We start from the raw sequence: 21,902 nt of genomic DNA on the forward strand, positions 1-21,902 counted from the left end.
TTTCTGGATCTGCGTGCCGTACTGTTGCGTGAGGAGAGCTTGCGGAGAGGGAGGAGACTGTGGCGTGCGCAACGCCGGACCGATCCATTCGCCGACCGACCCGTTCGCCGCGGTTCCGTTGCCCGAGTCCGCCACGATCAAGAAGCCACGGATCGAGGGCCTGCAGCCGGGCGTGACGCCCGAGCTCGGCCCGGAGCCGGACGTCGCCGGCCCCGTCAAGCTGCCGCCCGTCGCGCAGCCTCCGCAGCCCTGGCCCATGACCAAGGAGCAGCTGCCGGAGCCGCCGCCCCCGCCCGCGCCGGTCTTCGGCGTGACCCCGCCGTCCGACGCGCCCAAGGCCGTCGTCGTCGAGCACCCCAGGCACCGCCTTCTCCCCTCTCTCCTGCTGGTCGCCGGGGTGCTCGCCGCGCTGGCCTACCTGGTGCCCGCGGTCATGATGTCGGGGTCGGTGCTGCGCGGCACCACGGTCGCGGGCGTCGACATCGGCGGGCTGTCGGTGACCGAGGCGGCCGACAAGCTGCGTGCCCAGCTCGAACCGGTGATCAACCAGCCGCTGACCATCGACGTGGCCGGCAGGCGCGAGTCGCTGCACCCCGACGCCGCGGGCCTGGAGCTCGACGTCGTGGCCACCATCAACCAGGCCTCCAGCGGCTTCCCCTCGCCGCTGGAGGTGTGGCGCGGCCTGACCGGCACCACGCCGCTGCAGCCCAAGATCGCGGTCAATGACTCCCAGCTGGCCAGGACCGTCGAGGGGCTGGCGCAGTCCTTCGACCGGCCGGCCAAAGAGGGCCGGGTCGTCTTCGCGGGCCTGGAGCCCCGGCCCGTCTACCCGCGCGCGGGCGTCGTGCTCGACAAGCAGGCCGCGACGCGCCTCCTGCAGCAGGCCGTGCCCGCCACCGGCCAGGTGGTCACGCTGCCGGTGAAGACGGCCGAGCCGCGCACGAGCAAGGCCGCGGTCGACCGCGCCGTCGAGCAGGCCAGGACGGCGGTGTCCGCGCCCGTCGTGCTCACCCTGCACGGCCGCAGCGTCCAGCTGTCCCCGCAGGTCATCGCGGCCAACCTGACCTTCGTCGCCGGAGAGGACGGCGAGCTGGCGCCGCGCTTCGCCGCCGACAGGGTCCGCGCCGCCGTCGAACCGCGGCTCGTGGACGCCGCCCAGGCCCCCAGGGACGCCACCTACCAGGTGGCAGGCGACCGGCTGGTCCTGGTCCCGGCGCGCAGCGGCAGGGGCGTCGACGAGGAACGGCTGGCCGCCGACGTGGCCAAGGTCGTCACGCGCGCCGACGGCCGCGTGGTGCCCGTGGCCCTGTCCGTCGTACGGCCCCGCGTCACCGACGACGCGCTGGCCGGCATGGGCATCAAGGAGAAGGTCGCCGAGTTCGCCACGCCGTACGAGTGCTGCCCGCCCCGCACGGTCAACATCCGGCTCATGGCCGAGCGGCTCGACGGCCACCTGGTCAAGCCGGGCGAGACCTTCTCCCTCTACGAGACCGTCGGCGAGCCGACCGCCGAGGCCGGGTACGTGCCCGCGCCCCAGCTGGTCGGCGGCAGGATGGCCACGGTCGTCGGTGGCGGGGCGTCGCAGGTCGCCACGACCCTGTTCAACGCGGTCTACCGGGGCGGGTTCGAGATCGTCGAGCGGCACCCCTTCGACCAGTACATGCCCCCCTACCCCGAGGGCGTGGACGCCGCGGTCCTCTACCCCAAGATGGACCTGAAGTGGCGCAACGACTCCGAGTACGGCGTGCTGGTCAAGGTCAGGGCCACCGGCACGTCCGTCGCCGTGTCGCTGTGGAGCACCCGGCGCTACGACAAGGTCGAGGTGATCCAGTCCGCCCGCCGGGCGGTGACGCCGTTCACGAGCGACACCAGCAGCGCGCCCGGGTGCGTGGCGCAGGCCGGGCAGCCCGGCTTCACCGTCGACGTGACGCGCGTGCTGTACGCCGGCGGCAAGGAGGTCAGGCGCGAGGACCGGCAGACCGTCCGCTACCGTCCCCGCGCCCAGGTGACCTGCGCCTCCAGCCCGGACTAACGGCCCGGGGACACGCTCAGGATCCTGTCGTCGCCGCGCCGGGGCGAGCCCCTGCCGTCGTGGTTGCTCGTGCCGAACCACAGGGAGCCGTCCGGCGCCGTGGCGACCGCGCGCAGCCTGCCGTACCTGTCCTGGAAGTGCGCCACGGGGCGGCCCGCCGTACCGTCGCCGGACAGCGGCACCTGCCACAGCCGCTCGCCGCGCAAGGCGGCCACCCACAGCGAGCCGCCGGCGAAGGCCATGCCGGAGGGGGAGGCCTCGCCGGTGGTCCAGGTGACGATCGGGTTGATGTAGTCGGGGTCGTCGCCCCTGCCCTCGACCTCGGGCCAGCCGTAGTTGCCGCCCGGGCGGATCAGGTTGACCTCGTCGTAGGCGTTGGCCCCGAACTCCGAGGCGTACAGGCGACCCGCCGAGTCCCAGGCCAGGCCCTGCACGTTGCGGTGGCCGTAGCTGTAGACGAGCGTGCCGAAGGGGTTGCCGGGGGCGGGCTTGCCGTCCTCGGTCATCCGCAGGATCTTGCCGCCCAGCGAGTCGCGGTCCTGCGCGCGGGGCCGCTCGCCCGCGTCGCCCGTGCTCGCGTACAGGTGGCCGTCGGGGCCGACGGCCAGGCGCCCGCCGTTGTGGATGCCGGCCTTGGGGATGCCCGTCACCAGCGTCGTCGGCTGCGACAGCCGGTCGCCGTCCAGGCGGTAGCGGACGATCCGGTTGTCCTGCTCGGCCGTGAAGTACACGAACACGTACGGGCCCTTGACGGCCAGGCCCATCAGCCCGCCCTCGCCGCCGGGCCGCACGCCCTCGATCGTGGCCAGCTCGGTCGCCCTGCCTTGCCGCAGGCGCAGCAGCCGCGCCGAGTCCCGCTCGGTGACGAGCGCGTCGCCGCCGGGCAGGAACGCGATGGACCAGGGCACGGACAGGCCGGTCGCGACCTCGCCGACGCCGCCGGGAGGCGGCGCGGTGACGGCGGCCGTGGGGACGACGTCGCCGCCGGAGGCCGCCGAGCAGCCGGCGAGGAGGAGCACCGCGGTGATCCAGAGACGTTTCATACCACCCATACTGGTTCCATGCTGATCTGGGTTCCCTCGCCTGCCGTCGCCGACGTCCTCGCCGACCTTCCCCGCGTGGAGTGTACGGTCGACCGGCCGGAGCGGCTGGCCGACGTGGAGGTGTGGGTGCCGCCGCTGATTCCGGTGCCCGACATTCCCGGACTCATGCGGCAGATGACGGGATTGCGGCTCGTGCAGACGGTCACCGCGGGCGTCGAGCCGTACCTGCCGCACCTGCCCGAGGGTGTGACCTTGTGCAACGCCCGCGGCGTGCACGACGCGGGCACCGCCGAGTGGGCGGTGGGCGCGATGATCGCCGTGCTGCGGGAGTTCCCCGGCTTCGCCGAGGCGCAGCGCCGGGGCGAGTGGACCTACCACCACACCGGCGCGCTGGCCGACTCCACGGTGCTGATCGTCGGCTACGGCTCCATCGGCGCGGCCGTCGAACGCCGGCTGGCCGGGTTCGAGGTGGAGGTGATCCGGGTGGCCCGCACGGCCCGCGACGGCGTCCACGGCCTGGAGGACCTTCCGGCGCTGCTGCCCAGGGCCGACGTGGTCGTGCTGCTCGTGCCCGCCACCCCGGCCACGGCCGGCATGGTCGACGCGGCCTTCCTGGCCGCCATGAAGGACGGCGCCGTGCTGGTCAACGCAGCCAGGGGCGGCGTGGTCGACACCGAGGCGCTGCTGGCGGAGACCAAGACCGGCCGGCTGCGCGCCGCCCTCGACGTCACCGACCCCGAGCCGCTGCCGCCCGGCCACCCGCTCTGGAACGCGCCGGGGGTGTTCATCACCCCGCACGTCGCCGGCAGCACGCCCGCCTCCCAGCGCCGCATGCTCAAGCTGGTCCGCTCCCAGATGCTGCGGTACCTGGCGGGAGAGCCGCTGAACAATGTGATCACCGACGTCTACTGAGAAACCCGCTAACCAGATTCCCGAACGTGGCTGCGTCGTGACCTTCAGTGCGTACGGTGGGTCCACTGCCAAGGTTTCCTTGACTGGCTGTCAAGGCGATTCCGTGGGAGAAGTGGTCTGTGTGGTTATCAGATCGGTGACGACATCGGCGTTGTCACTACCCGAGCGCGGGAAACCGCACACACTAGCGAGGTGACCGGGCACAGGCCCGGTCATCCGGCACCTGTGGTCCGAACGGCACTGGATGGGCAACGACATTGATCCGCTGGCGTGATCCCCGAGCGCCGCTGACCGCCGCGGCGGCGATCGGCGCGGCGAGTTTCGCGGCTGCCCTGGCGGCCGGAGCGCAGCCGCTCACGATCGGTGTCACCGTCGCGCTGCCGGTCATGGCGGCGCTCATGCTGCTGCGCTCCTCGCGCGTGCTGACGGACCACCGGCCCGCCGTGCTGGCGACCCGGTGGCTGGCCGGAGGCGCGCTGCTGTGGGCCGCCGGGGTGGGGGTGCGCCCCCTCGCCGAGAGCTCCAGCCTCGTCGTCACCTTCGCCGACGTGCTCGTGCTGCTCGGCGCCGGCCTGCTGGCCGCCGGATCGGTGCTGGCCGCCCGGCGCGGGCCGGGGATCAGGGCGGTGCTGCGCCGCCTGCCCGACGCCTACATCTGCACCGCCGCGCTGTTCCTGATCGGCTGGGTGCTGGCGATCAGCCGGATCGACGGCGGCCCGCCGGGGTTCGGGTTCGTGCTGCTCACGCCGATGCTCTGCCTGCTGCTCACGTGCACGGCGGCGCTCGCGGCGGCCACCGGCACCTCCGCCGCGCGGCCGCTGGGCCTGGCCGCCGCGGGCGCGCTCGCCGCGGTGACCGCGGGCGAGCTGGTCACCGGGGTGGCCAGGCTCACCGGCGGCGCGCCGCCGGCCTGGGCCGTCATGCTCGCCCCCGTGGCCCTGCTGCTGCTCGGCGCGGTGCCGTGGGCCGCGCTGCGCCACGCCGGCTCCGAGGACGCGCGCGAACCGGCCGGCCCGGTCGTCGACCACCTGCTCGCCGCCCTGCCCATCGCCCTGGCCGTCGCCGCGGCCTGCGCCCTGGTCGTGCACGTGGCGCGGTGGGCCGGACGGCCGCCGGTCACCGCGGTCGCGGTCGTCGCCGCCTCCATCGTGCTGATCTTCGCCGTGCGGCTGTTCGTGCTGATGGCGGCCAACGCGCGGCTGCGCCGCCTGGTCTCCCTGGGCGACCGCCAGCTGCGGCAGCTGGCCGAGAGCTCGGGCGACGTCGTGCTGCTGTGCGACTACGAGGGCGTGATCCGCGAGGTCGGCCCCGGCGTCGAGGCCACGTACGGCTACCTCGCCGCCGACGTGGCAGGCCGCTCGATCTTCGACTACATCCACCCCGAGGACGTGCCGGGCATCCAGGGCGCGCTGGCCGGCATGCACCTGGAGGACGAGCCGGGCCCCGCCGCCTGCCTGATCGCCTGCCGGGTCCGCGCGGCCGACGGCACCTGGCGGCCCACCGAGTCGGTCGCCACGCGCCACGTGGGCGGCGAGGACCTGATGCTCGTCACCACCCGCGACATCAGCGACCAGGAGGCGCTGCGCCACCAGGTGGTGCACCTGACCTTCCACGACGGCATCACGGGCCTGCCCAACCGCGCCTACTTCGAGGAGCGCACCCGCGAGGTCCTCGACACCGGCAGAGACGCGGTCGCCGTGATCTTCCTGGACCTCGACGGCTTCACCGCCGTCAACGACTCCGTCGGCCACGCCAGCGGCGACTACCTGCTCGGCCAGGCGGCCCGGCGGCTGCGCGCCGCCGTACGGCCCGACGACACGCTGGCCCGCTGGGGCGGCGACGAGTTCGCCGTGCTGGTGGAGACCGAGGCGCAGTCCGCGGTCGACCTGGCCGAACGGCTGGTCAGGGCGGTCTCGCAGGAGCCGTTCCGGGTGGCCGACCGCGACGTGGCGCTCACCGCGAGCGTGGGCGTGGCCTTCGCCGAGGACGGCGTGCCCTCCGGCGACCTGATCCGCAACGCCGACGTCGCCATGGCCCGCGCCAAGGAGCTCGGCGGGCGCCGGGTCGAGGTGTTCGCCGCCCACATGCACGCCGACGTGGTGCGCCGCCTGGAGATCGCCGCCGACCTGCAGCGGGCGCTCATGGAGGGCCAGTTCGCCATCGAGTACCAACCCGTGGTGGACCTGGCCACCTCCCGCGTGACCGCGGTGGAGGCGCTGGTGCGGTGGTGGCGCGGCTCCACCTTCGTGCCGCCCGAGCAGTTCCTCGGCCCGGCCGAGGACACCGGCCTCATCGTGCCGCTGAGCGAGTGGATCCTGCGCGAGGCCTGCCACGAGGTGGCCGCCTGGCGCGCCTCCTCCTGGGACATCGGGCTGTCGCTGAACCTTTCCGCCCGCCAGATCACCGCCCCCCGCTTCGTGGAGACCGTCGAGCAGGCGCTGGCCGACAGCGGCCTGCCGGCCTCCGCGCTCACCCTCGAGGTGATCGAGGAGATGCTGGTGGAGGACGCCGAGGAGACCATCAGCCGGCTCTCGGAGCTGCGGTCCCTGGGCGTACGGCTGGCGATCGACGACTTCGGCACCGGCTACGCCTCGCTGGCCTTCCTGCGGCAGCTGCCCGTCGACATGATCAAGATCGACCCGTCCTTCGTGTCGGGCCTCGGCAGGGACGACACGCTCACGCTGCTCACGCGCACGATCGTCCGGCTCGGGCACGACCTCGGCCTCATCGTGGTCGCCGAGGGCATCGAGCGCCCCGAGCAGCTGGAGCTGCTGCGGGAGATGGGCTGCACGCGCGGCCAGGGCTTCCTGGTGGCCAGGCCGATGGCGGCGCGCGGGGTGGACTCGCTGATGCGGACCAGCCTGACCGTCTGACGGCCCGGGCGGCGGGCCGGCACGATCGCCTCGCCGGGTTCGGCGTGCCCGGAGACCGGCGCCCACCCGTGGCCGACATGCCTCCCATGGAGCAGAACCCGCCCGCGACCGTCCTGGATGACCACTCCGGTTCCGGGCCGGATGTCCACCACTCAAGTATGCTGGGTCTCAGCCAATGAGACATGCGTCCCATCAGGTTGACGTTGAGGCCTGTGGAGCGGCTATGGTGGTTGCCATGCTTCGCAGTGGGATTCTCGTAGTACTTCGCTGGCGCGCAGGTCGCCGCTAGCGAAGCACTCGGACCTGCGCGCCGCCCCAGTCCCGCCGACCGGCGGGGAGGGGCGTTTTTTATGTCCGCATGCCAAAGGGAAACGAGCCGATGACCGAACGGATGACAGGTGCACAGGCCCTGGTGAGGGCGCTGGAGCACGTGGGTGTCGACACCGTGTTCGGGATCCCGGGCGGGGCGATCCTTCCCGCCTACGATCCCCTGTACGACTCCGTCAAGGTCCGGCACGTCCTCGTACGGCACGAGCAGGGCGCCGGACACGCCGCGGAGGGGTACGCGCAGGCCACCGGCAAGGTGGGCGTGTGCATGGCCACCAGCGGCCCCGGCGCCACCAACCTGGTGACGCCGCTGGCCGACGCCTACATGGACTCGGTGCCGATCGTGGCCATCACCGGCCAGGTGCCCAGCGGCGCCATCGGCACCGACGCCTTCCAGGAAGCCGACATCTCCGGCATCACCATGCCGATCACCAAGCACAACTTCCTGATCACCGACGCCGCCGACATCCCGCGGACGATCATGGAGGCCTTCCACATCGCCTCCACGGGCCGCCCGGGACCGGTCCTGGTGGACATCTCCAAGGACGCGCTGCAGGCCGAGACCGACTTCCACTGGCCGCCGGCCATGCACCTGCCCGGCTACCGGCCCGTCACCCGGCCGCACTCCAAGCAGATCCGCGAGGCGGCCAAGCTGATCGCCGAGTGCAAGCGGCCGGTGCTGTACGTCGGCGGCGGCGTCCACAAGGCCCGCGCCTCCGCCGAGCTGCTGCAGCTGGCCGAGCTCACCGGGATCCCCGTCGTCACCACGCTGATGGCGCGCGGCACCTTCCCCGACAGCCACCCGCAGCACCTGGGCATGCCGGGCATGCACGGCAGCGTCGCGGCGGTGGGCGCGCTGCAGAAGGCCGACCTGATCATCGGGCTGGGCGTCCGCTTCGACGACCGCGTCACCGGCCAGCTGTCGACCTTCGCCCCCCACGCCAAGGTCGTCCACGCCGACATCGACCCGGCGGAGATCTCCAAGAACCGCCACGCCGACGTGCCGATCGTCGGCGACTGCAAGGAGGTCCTCACCGACCTCATCGCCGCCGTCGAGCGCAAGGGCGACTACACCGCGTGGTGGCAGGTCCTCGACCACCTCAAGAGCACCTACCCGCTGGGCTACGAGGAGTTCGACGACGGCTCGCTGGCCCCGCAGTACGTCATGGAACGGCTCAGCGCCCTGGTCGGCCCGGACGCGATCTACGTGGCGGGCGTCGGGCAGCACCAGATGTGGGCCGCGCAGTTCATCGGCTACGAGAAGCCCGGCACGTTCATCAACTCCGGCGGCCTGGGCACGATGGGCTTCGCCGTCCCGGCCGCGATGGGCGCCAAGATGGGCCGCCCCGACGCCACGGTCTGGGCCATCGACGGCGACGGCTGCTTCCAGATGACCAACCAGGAGCTGGCCACCTGCGCCATCGAGGGCGTGCCGATCAAGGTCGCGGTCATCAACAACGGTAACCTGGGCATGGTCCGGCAGTGGCAGACGCTCTTCTACAACGAGCGCTACTCCAACACGGATCTGAAGACACTCCAGCGCATCCCCGACTTCGTCAAGCTCGCCGAGGCCTATGGTTGTGTGGGGCTGCGGTGCGAGCGTCCCGAGGACGTGGACGCCGTCATCAAGCAGGCCATGGAGATCGACGACCGCCCGGTGGTCATCGACTTCGTGGTCCACCAGGATGCGATGGTCTGGCCGATGGTGGCGGCCGGCACGAGCAACGACGACATCAAGATCGCGCGGGACATGGCTCCGAAGTGGGAGAGCGAAGAATGAGCAGGCACACGCTGTCGGTGCTGGTGGAGAACAAGCCCGGCGTCCTGGCCCGGGTGGCGGCGCTGTTCAGCAGGCGCGGCTTCAACATCGACTCCCTCGCCGTCGGGCCCACCGAGCACGACGACATCTCCCGTATGACGATCGTCGTCAACGTCGAGGACCTCCCGCTGGAGCAGGTCACCAAGCAGCTCAACAAGCTGGTGAACGTCCTCAAGATCGTCGAGCTGGACCCGTCCCAGTCGGTGCAGCGCGAGCTGATGCTGATCAAGGTCAGGGCCGACGCCGACAGCCGGTCCCACGTCCTGGAGCTGGTGCAGCTCTTCCGCGCCCGCTGCGTGGACGTGGCGGCCGACGCGGTGACCATCGAGGTCACCGGCACTCCGGACAAGCTGGAGGCCTTCATCAGGGTCCTCGAGCCGTTCGGGATCAAGGAACTCGTCCAATCCGGGATGGTGGCCATCGGCCGCGGCGCCCGCTCCATCACCGACCGCTCGCTCAGGGCACTGGACCGTACCGCCTGAACACCTGAAAGGTATGCAACAAGTGGCAGAGATCTTCTACGACGACCAGGCCGACCTGTCGATCATCCAGGGACGCCACGTGGCCGTGCTGGGGTACGGCAGCCAGGGCCACGCCCACGCCCTGTCCCTGCGTGACTCCGGCGTCGACGTGCGCGTCGGCCTGCCCGAGGGGTCCAAGAGCCGCGAGAAGGCCGAGAACGACGGCCTGCGCGTGGTCACCCCGGCCGAGGCGGTCGAGGAGGCCAACCTCACCATGATCCTCGCGCCCGACCACGTCCAGCGCGACCTGTACAACCAGCACGTCAAGCCCAACCTCGTCGAGGGCGACGCGCTGTTCTTCGGCCACGGCCTCAACATCCGCTACGGCCTCATCGAGGCGCCCGAGGGCGTCGACGTGTGCATGGTCGCCCCCAAGGGCCCCGGCCACCTGGTGCGCCGCCAGTTCGAGGCCGGGCGCGGCGTGCCCTGCCTCGTCGCGGTCGAGAAGGACGCCTCCGGCAAGGCCTGGGACCTGGCCCTGTCGTACGCCAAGGGCATCGGCGGCACCCGCGCCGGCGCGCTGAAGACCACCTTCACCGAGGAGACCGAGACCGACCTGTTCGGCGAGCAGGCGGTGCTGTGCGGCGGCGTCTCCGAGCTGATCAAGGCGGGCTTCCAGACCCTCATCGAGGCCGGCTACCAGCCCGAGGTCGCCTACTTCGAGTGCCTGCACGAGATGAAGCTGATCGTCGACCTCATGTACGAGGGCGGCATCTCGAAGATGTACTGGTCGGTGTCCGACACGGCCGAGTACGGCGGCTACACCCGCGGCCCGCGCGTCATCACCGACGAGACCCGCAAGGCCATGCGGGAGATCCTCGCCGAGATCAAGGACGGGCGCTTCGCCCAGGAGCTCGTCGCCGAGTTCGACGGCGGCCAGAAGGAGTTCCAGCGCCACCGCGAGGAGCTGGCGGCCGACCCGATCGAGAAGACCGGCGCCAAGCTGCGCCCGATGATGAGCTGGCTCAAGGGCTGAGGTCCCCCCGCGTCACGGCGCCGCCCTTTTCGGGGCGGCGCCGTTCGCATAGGCCAGCCCCAACGCCGCGGCCACCAGCAGGGCCAGCCCGGCGTGGACACTGCCCTCGAAGTAGACGAGCCCGGTGACCGTGACGCCGAGGACGCCGCCGAGCTCCTGCACGGTGCCCAGCACGCCCGCGGCCGTCCCGGACCGGGCGGGGGACACGGTGGCCAGGGCCTTGTTCAGCAGCGGGGACATCGTCAGCCCCATGCCGGCCCCGGCCAGGAACAGGCCCGGGACCAGGTGTGTGACCGGGTCGTCCAGCGCCAGCGCGACCAGGGCGAACCCGGCGGCCAGGGCCGGCGCCCCGGCGGCGGACAGCCGGGCGGCGCAGCGGCGCGCCAGCAGGGAGGCGACCAGGAAGCCGGCGTTGAGCGAGGTGAAAACCGCGCCGGAGGCCATCGGGCCCAACCCCCGGTGCTCCTGCAGGTGCAGGGCGAGCACGAAGGACAGCCCGGAGGAGCTGCCGAACAGCAGGACGACGGCGACCAGGCCGCGCGCGAACCCGGGCGAGCGGAAGATCGTCAGGTCGAGCAGCGGCTGGGAGATACGGCGCTGGCGGTCGGCGAACGCCTTCAGCAACGGGATCGACGCGGCCAGGCACAGCCAGGACCACGCGGGCCAGCCCTGCTCGCGGCCGTACGCCAGGGGCACCACCAGGGCCAGCAGCCCGGCGGCGACCATGGCGGCGCTCACCGGGTCCACCCTGGGCCTCGGCTCCCTTCCTCTTGTTCCTTCTGCTCCTTCTGCACGGCCGGCGGCGCGGACGGCCCGGGGCAGCGTCCTGGCCAGGACCAGGGCGGCGAGCCCGATCGGCAGGTTGACCAGGAAGCACGCCCGCCAGCCCAGGCCGCCCGGGTCCGAGGCGATCAGCAGGCCGCCGACCAGCTGTCCGCTCACGCCCGCCAAGCCGACGGCTCCGCCGTACCACGCGAAGGCGCGGTCGCGGTCGGGCCCCCGGTAGAGCGCGTGGAGCAGCGCGAGCACCTGCGGGGCCATCAGCGCCGCCGCGGAGCCCTGGATCACGCGGGCGACGACGAGCACGACGGGGGACGGCGCGAGCCCGCAGGCCAGGGAGGCCAGGGTGAACAGCGCCAGGCCCGCGACGAACACGCGGACCGCGCCGGCCACCTCACCGAGGCGGCCGGCGACGATCACTCCGGCGGCGTAGGCCAGACCGTACCCGGCGATCACCAGTTGCGCCGCGCCCGCCCCGGCCCCCAGGTCGGCGCGGATCGCGGGCAGCGCGACGTTGGCCACGAAGAAGTCGAGCGTGGTGACGAAGGCGGCGGTGAGCAGGACCGGAAGCGCCCAGCGGGGGCGGGCCGCCTGCCGCGGGAGGACGGGGGCGGGCGGCGGCGCGAGGACCATCAGCGCCGCCCGCCCCCGGCGTCGGCCCTCGCGGCGTCCCCTGCGCCGGTCCCGGTGTCGTCCCCGGTGTCGTCCCCAGTGCCGGGTGCGGTGCCGGCCACGGTGTCGATCACCGCCGACAGGTCCTCCGAGCCGCGGCCGTCGGCCACGAGCCGGTCGAAGGCGGCCCGCAGCGGGGCCAGCAGGCCCAGGTCCACGCCCTGCTCGCGGGCGGCCCGCTCGATGTTGGCCAGGGCGACCTGGTTGACCTGGGCGTTGGCGTCCCCCGGCGGATGCTCGCCGCTGTCGATCTGCCGCGCCATGCCCGGGAGCAGCCCGGTCATCGCGCCGACCCAGGGCACCAGCAGCTCCTCGGTGAACCCGGTGACCTCGATCTTCTCGGTGCGGACCATCGCGGCGGCGTGAAAGAACCCGGCGAACAGGCCGTACATGCCGCTGAGCAGGGCCAGGTCGTGGAGGGCGGCCAGGCCGGGGTCGGCGCCGACGTACCTGGCCGCGGCCAGCGTCTCCAGGGCCTCGCGGTGCCGGTCCAGCGCGGCGCGCGAGCCGCTGTAGAGGATCAGCGCCCCCGGCCGGCCGATCATGGAGGGGACGGCCATGATGCCGCCGTCCAGGTAGTCGGCGCCCCGGGCGGCGGCCCACTCGGCGGCCTGCCTGGCCTCCAGCGGGCGGCCGTTGGTGAGGTTGACCAGGACCCGGCCGCGCAGGTCGGCGCCCTCCAGCGCCTGCCGGACCGCCGGGTAGTCGAGCACGCACACGATGACGAGAGGAGCGGCCTCGACGGCCGCGGCGGCGCTGGGGGCGGCGGTCGCGCCCATGGCCACGAGGGGTTCGGCCTTGCTCGCCGTACGGTTCCAGACCGTGACGCGGTGGCCGGTGTCGAGCAGGCGCGCGGCCAGGGCCCGGCCCATCGCGCCCAGTCCGATGACGGTGACATCCATGCCCGTCACCTTCGAGCGGATGAGTTATGAACCAGTTCTGGCGGAGTTTCGGTTCTGTCGGTGCCGATCGTTAGCCTGACGGGCATGAGATTCGGGGTGCTCGGGCCGCTCGAGGTGTGGGGCGACGACGGCCGGCCGGTCAGGATTCCGGAGGCGAAGGTGCGCGCCCTGCTGGCCGATCTGCTGGCGGCCCAGGGGCGTCCGGTCTCCGCCGACCGGCTCATCGACGACCTGTGGGGTGAGCGCCCGCCCGCCAAACCCGCCGCGGCCCTGCGGGTCAAGGTCTCCCAGCTGCGCAAGGTGCTGGAGGAGGCCGAGCCGGGCGGCAGGCGGCTGCTGGTGTTCCGCGCCGCCGGCTATGAGCTCGCTGCCGAGACCGACGCCGACCGGTTCCTGGAGCTGGCCGCGCGGGCCCGCCGCAGCGACGACCCCCGGATCAGGGCGGGCCTGTTCGCCGACGCCCTGGCGCTGTGGCGGGGCCCGGCCTATGCCGACTTCCGCGACGAGGAGTTCGCCCGGCCGGTGGTCGCCCGGCTGGAGGAGGAGCAGCTGGTCGTGCTGGAGGAGCAGGCCGAGGCCCGCCTGGAGCTCGGCGAGCACGCGGTGCTGGCCGCCGAGCTGGCCGACCCGGTGGCCGCCCATCCGCTGCGCGAGCGGCTGCGCGCCGCCCACATCCGGGCCCTCTACCGGGCGGGCCGCCAGAGCGAGGCGTTGGCCGCCTACGCCGACCTGCGCGACCGGCTGCGCGACGAGCTCGGCGTGGATCCCAGCCCCGAGCTGGTGGCGCTGCACCAGGCGATCCTGGTCCAGGACCCGGCGCTCGCCCCGGCGGGCCGCCCGCGCACGAACCTGCCCGTCCCGCTGACCGAGCTCATCGGCCGCGACGCGGCGGTGGCGGAGGTCAGGGCGTTGCTGCGGGCCAACCGGCTGGTGACGCTCACCGGCGCGGGCGGCGTGGGCAAGACCCGGCTCGCCCTGGAGACCGCCTCCGGCCTGGAGGGCGACTTCCCCGACGGCATCTGGCTCGTGGAGCTGGCCGCGGTCGACCGCGCCTCGGAGATGGGCGTCCTCCACGCGCTCGCCGCGGCGCTGCACCTGCGTGACGACGCCATCGGCGCCCAGCGCGGCGCCGCCAAGTCCTGCCGGGTGATGGACGCCCTGAGCGGCAAGCACCTGCTGCTGGTGCTCGACAACTGCGAGCACGTCGTCGAGCCGGTGGCCGAGCTGGTCGAGCCGCTGCTGCGCTGGGCGCCGAAGGTGCGGGTGCTGGCCACCAGCCAGGAGCCGCTGAACCTCACCGGCGAGGTCCTCTGGCCGGTGCCCCCGCTCGACGTGCCGGAGACATCGGCCGACGTGGCGGCGCTGCGCCGGTCCAGCGCCGTGCGCCTGCTGCTGGCCAGAGCCCCCGGGCTGGTGCTCGACGAGGGCAACGCCGAGGCCGTGGCGGCCATCTGCCAGCGCCTCGACGGCATCCCGCTGGCGCTGGAGCTGGCGGCCTCCCGGCTGCGCGCGCTCGGGCCGCGGCAGCTGCTGGAGCGGCTCGACGACCGGTTCCGGCTGCTCGCGGCGGGCAAACGCGACGCTCCCGCCCGGCAGCAGACCCTGCGCGCGATGATCGACTGGAGCTGGGAGCTGCTGTCGGAGCCGGAGCGCGTCGTGCTGCGCCGCCTCGCCGTACACGCCGACAGCTGCTCGCTGGAGGCCGCGGAGGCGGTGTGCCCGGGAGACGGGGTGGCCGAGGGCGACGTGCTCGACCTGCTCGCTCGCCTGGTCGACAGGTCGCTGGTCGTCATGGTGTCCGGAGGCCGCTACCGGCTGCTGGAGTCGGTGGCCGCCTACTGCGTCGAGCGCCTGGCCGAGGCCGGCGAGCTGGAGGAGGTCCGTCGACGCCACTTGACCTACTTCACCGCGCTGGCCGAGCGCGCCGACATCGCGCTGCGGGGCCACGGCCAGCGCGAATGGCTCTCGCTGCTCGACGCCGAGAGTCCCAACATCCGTGCCGCCATCGAAAACGCCGCCACCGCCGGCGACGCCGTACGGCTGGCCAACGCGATGGGGTGGTACTGGACCCTGCGCGGCCGTTTCGAGGAGGGCCGTCAGGCCATCGAGGCGGCGCTCGCGCGGCCCGGCTCCGTCGCGCCCTCGCCGCACGCCGAGGCGACGGTCTGGCGTGCCGGGCTGATCCTGCAGTTCAACGGCTGCGACAGGGCCGTGCAGGAGGCACTGCCCGTCCTGGACAAGATCTCTGATCCGGTACGGCAGGCGCGGATGCGCTGGTATCTCGCGTACTCCCTGTGGGGCCAGGGCGACCTCGGGCCCGGCGAGACGCTCGCGCGTCAGGCGCTGGCGGGGGCGGAGGCGGCAGGCGACCGGTGGGGCGTCGCGGCGGCGCTCAGCTCCCTCGCGGCGGCGGCGAGCACCCGGGGCGACCTGGCGGAGGCCGCCCGCGACGGCGAACGCAGCGCGGAGCTGTTCACCTCGCTCGGCGACCGGTGCGGCCTCCTGCAGGCCAGCGCGCAGCTGGCCCAGCAGGCGGAGATCGTGGGCGACTACGACCGGGCCGCCGTGCTCCACCAGCAGGCGCTGACGGTCGCCGAGGAGCTGGAGCTGTGGCTGCGGGTCTCGTGGAGCCTGTCGGGGCTGGGGCGCATCGCGCTGCTGCGCGGCGACTACGCGCAGGCCGACGAGCTGCACGAGCGGGCCAGGCGGCTGGCCGTCGAGCAGTCCAACCGGTTCGCCGAGCACTTCGCCGAGGTCGGGCTCGCGCTGTCGGCCCGCCGCCAGGGCCGCCTCGACGTGGCCGAGCGCCACCTGCGCCGCTGGCTCGACTGGCTGCGCATGATCGAGGGCGCTCCCGGCGCCGCCCTGGTGCTGGCGGAGCTGGGCTTCATCGCCGAGCTGCGCGGGCGGGTGGAGGAGGCGCTGGCCCTGCACAAGGAGGGCTACGAGCAGGCGATCTCCACCGACGACCCCCGCGCGATCGCCCTCGCCCAGGAGGGGCTGGCCGGGGCCCGCGCCCTGGCGGGCGACCACCGGCTGGCGGCCCGGCTGCTCGGCGCGGCGGCGTCGCTGCGGGAGTCCGTGGGCGCGCCGCTGCCGGAGGCCGAGCGCGGGGACGTCGACAGGATCAGCGCCTCGGTGCGGGAGGCGCTGGGGGAGGACGGCTTCCTGGCGGAGTTGCGTGCGGGGGGCCTTGAGTCCCGTAACACGGTTCTTCACCGTTGGTCTCACGATGGGGGTCCAGCACAGGCGGCATTGGCACAACGCTGACGTGGTTCACCTAGGCCAACCGCTGCGGCTGCGCAGACCTGTGGTGAGACTGGTGCCTTCTCCGTGCCTCCGATCGCGTCGCCTGGCGGGACAACACCGTACGGCGTGGAGCTGCCACGTAGATGGTGCCCGTACCAGGATGGCTCGGGACCGGCGCGCTTGGTGGACCACGGCGTGCTCAGTCGGCAGGGAGTAGGGTGAGACGCTGCCCTTTAGGGAGGTGACGTGGGGCGACGATCTGGAAGTCTCGCCGATCGAGAGCAGCTACCTCCCGGAGGTCGAATCGCTCAGCAAGAGCCACCACGCAAGCATCGACCGCCTGTAGGCGGATGGAGGCATAGGCCGACATAAGTTCGGACATGTGCCGCTAGTCGTGCGGGGTGACCTCGATCACCCGCAGTTCGTCCGCTGCGATGGCTGCACAGAACTCCGCCGCCAGAGCGCTGCTTCCTCTGCGAAGAGGATCAGAGAGCAGATGGCAGACCTCTGTGACCGCCAGAGAAGGGATGACCAACCGCGTCCAGTTCTCAGCCAAGAACCGAACGCATCGTGCATGGTCGTTGTCTGCCCTGTTGAAGGCCGCGACCAGGGGGCCGATGTCGCAGAGGATCACGCGGAGGCCATTCCTCCGCTCTCCTCTCGCCCCTCAGTGAAGCTCAGATATTTGTCGTGGTTGCGGCCGAGATCCGCAGGCCCCTGCAGCGCACCGACCAGCGTGGCCAAGTGGCGTGGCAACTCGGGCTGCTCCTCTTCGTCTGAGAAGGGCGTGTTCTCGGTCATGAACCGAGTGTATGCCTCTGCTACGGGCCAAGGCGGCAGAATCCCGTCCTCGTCAGCCCATGTCACCGGCCAAACCGCTCACAGCGGGCTAGCTAGCGGTCCTGATACACGTACTGTCGGGCCTGTTCCGGCGTTGGGGTGAAGGCTGTCATCTCGCCTGCCTACAGATCATCACGCCGATCGGCCCACAGATCGGGCACGTCCTCGGGTGCGGGACCGGCACCGGCCCAGTACGGCTTGTTGTCCTCGTCGTAGATGACGACGACCGGCGTGCGTTCCAGCGCCCAGGCGATCGCTTCGGCGTCGGTGTCGAACCGGGGCATCTGGGCCACCATGCCCGGTTCGGCGCTGTGGCCGGCACGGGCGCGGTCGATGTACCCGGTCCAGCACCACGCGCTTTCCAGATCATCCGGGTTGCGGCGTTCGCGGTACACGTAGGCGGTCCCGTACTCGGTGTGTTCGGCCACGAGGAATCCTCACAAGGGAAACTGGCACGGGATGGTGCGTCGGGAGCGGCATTCGATCCGGCCCGAGACCTCGTAGGCGTGCCAGTAGCCATCTGGGTTGTTCGGATGCCGGTCAGAGGTGGGCTGCCATCCGAAGTCGAACGATACTTGGAAGTTGTCGAAGTCGGCGGGGGCGTAGGCGTTCTTGGTGCAGGAGTAGGTGGACCGTCCCAGCGGGCCGCTTGGCCCGCAGCTCCTGGAGTCCCACTCGGTCACACCCGGAGGTGTCACCTCCTGGAAGGTGACCCGGAGCTTGGCTGTCGCCTCTGGGCCAGCGCTTCGCTTGATGCCGAACTCTGTCACGCGGATCTGCCGCCCGTTCAGCGACACCACGTATCGGGTGAACATCTCGCCGATGGGCGTCTCATTGATGCCGTAATAGAGCTTCCCGTGGTAGAGGTACTTGGTCGCGGACTCCCGGCTTCTCACCGGGTTGGAGGAGTCCTGGCGTGCCGTGGACCGCACCGGCTCGTAGCAGGCCCACGGCCCAGACCGGCCGGTGAGGGGTCCCAGTTCGGCGCATGCCGCCGGAGCCGTGGGGTCGGGTGTGCCTGGACCGGGCAAGCCGGCGGACAGGAGCATCATGCCGATGAGGATGCTGACCGTATTCACGCGAACACATTAAGTGATCTACCTGTGGACTCCAAGCCCGACATGGCACCCGCGCCACGTTGGGACGCGGGCTGAGGTCCGTACCCCCGCCCCCGCACGCCCATTGTTCGTGTCCCTCGGTCGGCGTCAACTCCGGCTGTGCGGCTCGGGGGTGTGGCCGCGTGGAAGCCGGACGGGGGACCGGCGTCGGAAGCCGGAGTTGACACCTCGGTCGGGACACACAATTGGGCGGCTGTGCGGGGGCGGGGGGAGGAGTGGGCCGTGGGATGATCCGGCCCACGCATGGGGGTACGGCAGCGCGGGATACGGCGTTGGTCCAGCCACCCGGAAGGCTGGACGATCACCGCGCTGCCGTCCCGCTGCGGGCGCGACGGGACGGGGACGGGGCATCCTCGTGACCGCGCCGACCCGAGGGTGTGCCGTCCCATCGCGCCCCGTCTTTAGGGGTCGAGGTCGTCAGGCGGGGTGAGGTAGCGGGCGATCACCGCGCGGCCGTCCGGACTGGCCAAGGCGTTCTCCCAGGAGCCGAAGAAGGCGATCAGGCAGTCCTGGACGTACTCGGGGCTCGGAGAGCCGCCCGACAGCGGCAGGCGCACCGGAACCGAGTACATCAGCATCCGCCTTCCCGGACCGCTGGGGACGGGCCGTCCGTGGCGCGCAGATCCCGGTATCGGAAGAAGACGCGGCGGGCGGCATGCTCGGGGTCATGGGCGGGGTGCCAGGCGTAGACCGTCCGCCGGCGTCGTTCGTCCCAGCCCGAGCGCCACCAGAACCGTTCACCGTCGCACCACACGACCAGGCCCGCCCAGACGGACACCAGCGCGAGCCCGTACCCGTCGTGAACGTCGGCGGCGATGTGGTGTTCCTGAAGCGCCAGCCGCAGCCGTTCCGCCGACGCGCACGGATCAACGGCGACCAACGCGGGAGCGCCCGGCATCTCTGCCCTCCGATCAGTCCTCTTCTGATCGGTCGCGGGGGTGTCCAGCCTTTTCCATACGCGCCCGGCACCCCTCAGCCAAAGAGGCGCGCTATAAGGGAGTCACCCCCGCGACCTGGTCATTGACCACAATCAGTGAACCGAGATGACAGGGACCTTTGAACTTCGCTGTGGGGCGTAGCCAGGACGTCTTGTGCCTCTTTAAACGTCCCGCCACGGCCTTGAAACGTCCTGGGACGTCGGGGACGCTTGGTGCGTGAACGAACGCCTACGGAGTGCGATGCTGCGTCACGGCGTATCCCTTGAAGACATGGCGGAGGCTTGTGACGTCGAACCCAAGACTGTCGAACGGTGGATCAACACCGGCCGCTTACCGCACCGTCGCCATCGGTGGGCGGCGGCCAAGCTGCTGTCGGCGGATGAGACCTACCTGTGGCCGGAGGTCCTGAACGTCTCGGGCGTGCGCAAGGACCACGCCACCAGGTCCGAACTGGTCGAGCTGTTCCCCGACCGCGCCAGCGTGCCGCGGGAGGTCTGGCTGCGCCTGATGGAGGAGGCCCAGGAGCACATCGACGTGCTGGTCTTCTCCGGCACCTTCTATGCTCAGACTCAACCCAAGGTGGCCAGGATGCTCGCCGAGGCCGTGGCGCGAGGAACACAGGTCCGGTTGTGCTTCGGCGATCCAACATCGGAAGCCGTAGCGATCAGGGATCGGGAGGAAGGGCTCGGGGGCACGCTGACCGCCAAGATCCGGTCCTCACTGACCTACTACCGGGGACTTGTGGACCTGGACGGATGTGAGCTCAGGCTCCATGCGACGACGCTGTACGCCTCACTGTTCCGCTACGACGATGAGATCATCGTCAACCCGCACGTCTTCGGTGAGCCAGCGTCGGCCAATCCGGCGTTCCACTTCCGGCGGCTCGACGGAGGAAGCGTTGCGGATCATTACATCGCCTCGTTCGAGCGCGTCTGGGCGTCGGCCGTGCCATGGGCTGGCTCGGAAATTTAGGAGGGACAGTGGGACGGGTTGAGTTCTGGAACGACCCCGAGGCACCCAAGGCCAACAGCCTTGTGCCGGCGTGCGGCACGGTCACCGTGGACGAGCAGGGCCACATTCTGTTGCAGCGCCGCCGCGACACCGGCCAATGGGCGCTGCCGATGGGCAAGATGGAGATCGGCGAGACCCCCAGCCAGTGCGCGATCCGCGAGACCTATGAGGAGACCGGCGTCCTGGTCGAGGTGACCGGCATCTTGGGGATCTACTCCGATCCCGGGCACATCGTCGCCTACACCGACGGAGAGGTCAGGCAAGAGTACGAGGTCATGCTGACCGCCCGCCCGGTCGGCGGGGCTCCGGAGGCCAACGACGAGGCCAGCGACGTACGGTGGGTCGCGCCTGCCGATCTTGCGGAACTCGACATCCACCCCACGCAGTGGCGGCAGTTGAACGACTACCTCAACGGGGCCTTCCCGCACGTGGATTGACACACTCAGGGGATCGCTCGCGGGCGATCCACCGGCGGTGTGCCAGACCTCGAAGGCCCCACCCGATCGATCTTCCCGTCACTCGAACGGACGAGGGCCGTGAACGGCGATGCCTTGCAGCCCGCACCCGATGGGAGTTGTGCATCTGGACGGAGGGAAACCGCGGGCCTTCGCGGCTTCCATGCCACCGCCCACAACGTGCACTGCGTGCGACGGCCGGCCACGGCAGGACCGGGGCGGGCGGGGAGCGTCGAACGGCTTGACGGGTGAGGGCCCGCTCGCGAACTCGGGTGCGGCGGAGACGCGAGCGGGCCCTCAAGGGGGACGCCGGGGCGCAAGCCGGCCGTCCCCCGGGAGGGCGCCGGAAGTGTGCGGGTGCCGGCGGCCCTCCATCGGAGTGAGCGCCGCGGGCCGCGTGCAAGGGGATGCGGCACGGGGTGGAAGGGCGGCGCTCGAAGGGTCGGGAGGGGTCGGGAGGGGCTAGTGGCGGGCGAAGACCTGGGTCCAGTGCGGGCCGCTGGTCACGTGCCCGACGCCGATGTGGGTGAAGTTGCAGTTCAGGATGTTCGCCCGGTGCCCGGGGCTCTTGAGCCAGCCGTCGACGACGGCCGCGGCGGTGCCGTACCCCTTGGCGATGTTCTCACCCCACGCGCTGATGGGCGAGAAGCCGGCGGCCTTGATGCGGTCGCCGGGGTTGCGCCCGTCGGGCGAGGTGTGGTCGAAGTAGCCCTTGGCCGCCATGTCAGCCGAGTGCCCCTCGGCCGCGGCCTGCAGCTTGGGGTCGTGCGTGAGGGGGCCGCAGCCGTTCTGCGCCCTGGCGGCGTTGGTCAGGCGGACGACCTCTTCCTCGACGCTCGAACCTGGAGCGCTGCCGGTGGGGGAGGGGGCCGCGGTGGGCGAGGCGGAGGGCGACGGCGAGGGGCTGGGCGTCCCGGTGGAGGGGCCGCAGGCCAGCCGCGCGGCGGCCGAGTTGCGGATGTGGCCGCGGTAGTCCAGGACCTGCACGTAGTAGGTGCGCGGGGTGTCCGTGCAGCGGAGGCCCACGGTGATCGAGCCGTTCGCCAGGCGCTTGGAGGCGCTCTTGAGCGTGCGGTCCGGGCCGCGCCGGGCCTGCTTGATGCGTACCCGCAGGAGGGCGTTGTCGTCGCAGCCGCTTCTGAGGCCGGTTCCGCGGATCATGCCCTTGGCGTCCAGGTACGGCTGGGCCGCGCTGACCCGGCACTCGTTCTTGGGGCTGGCCGCCGAGGCGTGGGCGGCGACGGGGGTGCTCAATGCCGCAAGACTGCCAAGGCAGGCCAGTGCCTGGAGCTGTCTGCGCACGATGTCCTCCGATGGGGGATAGACGCTGTGTCGAACCCGCATTCTGGTGTGCGCAGAACGGACATGTCACGAAAAACTCAGGTATTCCTGGAGCTCCATGTTGCTCAACCGTAACATCGGCCGGTAAACCGA

General features: G+C 71.8%; 18 protein-coding genes. 9 read left to right on the forward strand and 9 right to left on the reverse strand.

What is annotated here, in order from left to right:
• Positions 1–64 precede the first annotated feature (64 nt).
• Entirely contained in the window at positions 65–2,032 is a 1,968-nt protein-coding gene (locus BSB02_RS17390) for a VanW family protein (protein WP_084960030.1), read from the forward strand.
• On the opposite strand, the gene BSB02_RS17395 is transcribed toward BSB02_RS17390, so the two are convergent.
• Positions 2,029–3,075: a PQQ-dependent sugar dehydrogenase gene (locus BSB02_RS17395; RefSeq protein WP_084960031.1), complete on the reverse strand. Its 1,047-nt coding sequence runs from the start codon at positions 3,073–3,075 to the stop codon at positions 2,029–2,031. The two genes, BSB02_RS17390 and BSB02_RS17395, sit on opposite strands and share 4 nt — an antisense overlap.
• Positions 3,076–3,093: 18 nt before the next feature.
• Here BSB02_RS17395 and BSB02_RS17400 point away from each other — a divergent pair, with 18 nt between their 5' ends.
• From BSB02_RS17400 to ilvC, 5 genes are all read left to right on the forward strand, one after another.
• Complete coding sequence (locus tag BSB02_RS17400; RefSeq protein ID WP_084960032.1) at positions 3,094–3,987, forward strand: 2-hydroxyacid dehydrogenase; 894 nt, start codon at positions 3,094–3,096, stop codon at positions 3,985–3,987.
• Positions 3,988–4,244: 257 nt separating this feature from the next.
• A complete protein-coding gene (locus BSB02_RS17405; RefSeq protein WP_240506483.1) occupies positions 4,245–6,860 on the forward strand; it encodes a putative bifunctional diguanylate cyclase/phosphodiesterase in 2,616 nt (871 codons plus the stop codon).
• 379 nt (positions 6,861–7,239) lie between these two features.
• Entirely contained in the window at positions 7,240–8,967 is a 1,728-nt protein-coding gene (locus tag BSB02_RS17410) for an acetolactate synthase large subunit (RefSeq protein ID WP_084960033.1), read from the forward strand.
• Complete coding sequence (gene ilvN, locus BSB02_RS17415) at positions 8,964–9,488, forward strand: acetolactate synthase small subunit (RefSeq protein ID WP_084960034.1); 525 nt, start codon at positions 8,964–8,966, stop codon at positions 9,486–9,488. The genes BSB02_RS17410 and ilvN overlap by 4 nt, the downstream gene beginning before the upstream one ends.
• Positions 9,489–9,501: 13 nt before the next feature.
• Entirely contained in the window at positions 9,502–10,503 is a 1,002-nt protein-coding gene (ilvC, locus tag BSB02_RS17420) for a ketol-acid reductoisomerase (protein WP_206184754.1), read from the forward strand.
• A gap of 12 nt (positions 10,504–10,515) precedes the next feature.
• Here the strand turns inward: ilvC and BSB02_RS17425 are convergent, their stop codons facing one another.
• Positions 10,516–11,916, reverse strand: a complete 1,401-nt coding sequence (locus BSB02_RS17425; protein WP_084960035.1) for an MFS transporter — start codon at positions 11,914–11,916, stop codon at positions 10,516–10,518.
• Positions 11,916–12,857, reverse strand: a complete 942-nt coding sequence (locus BSB02_RS17430) for an NAD(P)-dependent oxidoreductase (protein WP_084960036.1) — start codon at positions 12,855–12,857, stop codon at positions 11,916–11,918. The genes BSB02_RS17425 and BSB02_RS17430 overlap by 1 nt, the downstream gene beginning before the upstream one ends.
• A gap of 84 nt (positions 12,858–12,941) precedes the next feature.
• Between BSB02_RS17430 and BSB02_RS17435 the strand changes: the two genes are divergently transcribed.
• Entirely contained in the window at positions 12,942–16,127 is a 3,186-nt protein-coding gene (locus tag BSB02_RS17435) for an AfsR/SARP family transcriptional regulator (RefSeq protein WP_084960037.1), read from the forward strand.
• A 609-nt stretch (positions 16,128–16,736) separates the two neighbouring features.
• Here the strand turns inward: BSB02_RS17435 and BSB02_RS40625 are convergent.
• The 5 genes from BSB02_RS40625 to BSB02_RS17460 all read right to left on the reverse strand — a co-directional run bounded on the left by BSB02_RS40625 (position 16,737) and on the right by BSB02_RS17460 (position 18,962).
• Positions 16,737–16,907 carry a hypothetical protein gene (locus BSB02_RS40625; RefSeq protein ID WP_158088661.1) on the reverse strand — a complete coding sequence of 57 codons (171 nt, stop codon included), beginning with the start codon at positions 16,905–16,907 and terminating at the stop codon, positions 16,737–16,739.
• 161 nt (positions 16,908–17,068) lie between these two features.
• Positions 17,069–17,374 carry a hypothetical protein gene (locus BSB02_RS17450; protein ID WP_084960040.1) on the reverse strand — a complete coding sequence of 102 codons (306 nt, stop codon included), beginning with the start codon at positions 17,372–17,374 and terminating at the stop codon, positions 17,069–17,071.
• A gap of 9 nt (positions 17,375–17,383) precedes the next feature.
• Positions 17,384–18,025: a hypothetical protein gene (locus BSB02_RS17455; RefSeq protein WP_143590805.1), complete on the reverse strand. Its 642-nt coding sequence runs from the start codon at positions 18,023–18,025 to the stop codon at positions 17,384–17,386.
• A 440-nt stretch (positions 18,026–18,465) separates the two neighbouring features.
• Complete coding sequence (locus BSB02_RS40630) at positions 18,466–18,636, reverse strand: hypothetical protein (RefSeq protein ID WP_158088662.1); 171 nt, start codon at positions 18,634–18,636, stop codon at positions 18,466–18,468.
• Entirely contained in the window at positions 18,636–18,962 is a 327-nt protein-coding gene (locus BSB02_RS17460) for a hypothetical protein (protein ID WP_084960042.1), read from the reverse strand. The genes BSB02_RS40630 and BSB02_RS17460 overlap by 1 nt, the downstream gene beginning before the upstream one ends.
• 280 nt (positions 18,963–19,242) lie before the next feature.
• On the opposite strand from BSB02_RS17460, the gene BSB02_RS17465 reads away from it, so the two are divergent.
• Both BSB02_RS17465 and BSB02_RS17470 read left to right on the forward strand, forming a co-directional pair.
• The gene (locus BSB02_RS17465; protein WP_206184755.1) at positions 19,243–19,974 is read left to right on the forward strand and encodes a phospholipase D-like domain-containing protein; all 732 of its coding nucleotides are present in this window, start codon (positions 19,243–19,245) and stop codon (positions 19,972–19,974) included.
• A gap of 8 nt (positions 19,975–19,982) precedes the next feature.
• The gene (locus BSB02_RS17470) at positions 19,983–20,450 is read left to right on the forward strand and encodes an NUDIX hydrolase (RefSeq protein ID WP_084960044.1); all 468 of its coding nucleotides are present in this window, start codon (positions 19,983–19,985) and stop codon (positions 20,448–20,450) included.
• Between the two features lie 480 nt (positions 20,451–20,930).
• Here BSB02_RS17470 and BSB02_RS17475 read toward each other — a convergent pair whose 3' ends face one another.
• Positions 20,931–21,722, reverse strand: coding sequence for a CAP domain-containing protein (locus BSB02_RS17475; protein ID WP_084960045.1), 792 nt, complete (start codon positions 21,720–21,722; stop codon positions 20,931–20,933).
• Positions 21,723–21,902 lie beyond the last annotated feature (180 nt).

This window comes from Thermoactinospora rubra (assembly GCF_002093975.1).
Classification (GTDB): Bacteria; Actinomycetota; Actinomycetes; order Streptosporangiales; family Streptosporangiaceae; genus Nonomuraea; species Nonomuraea rubra_A.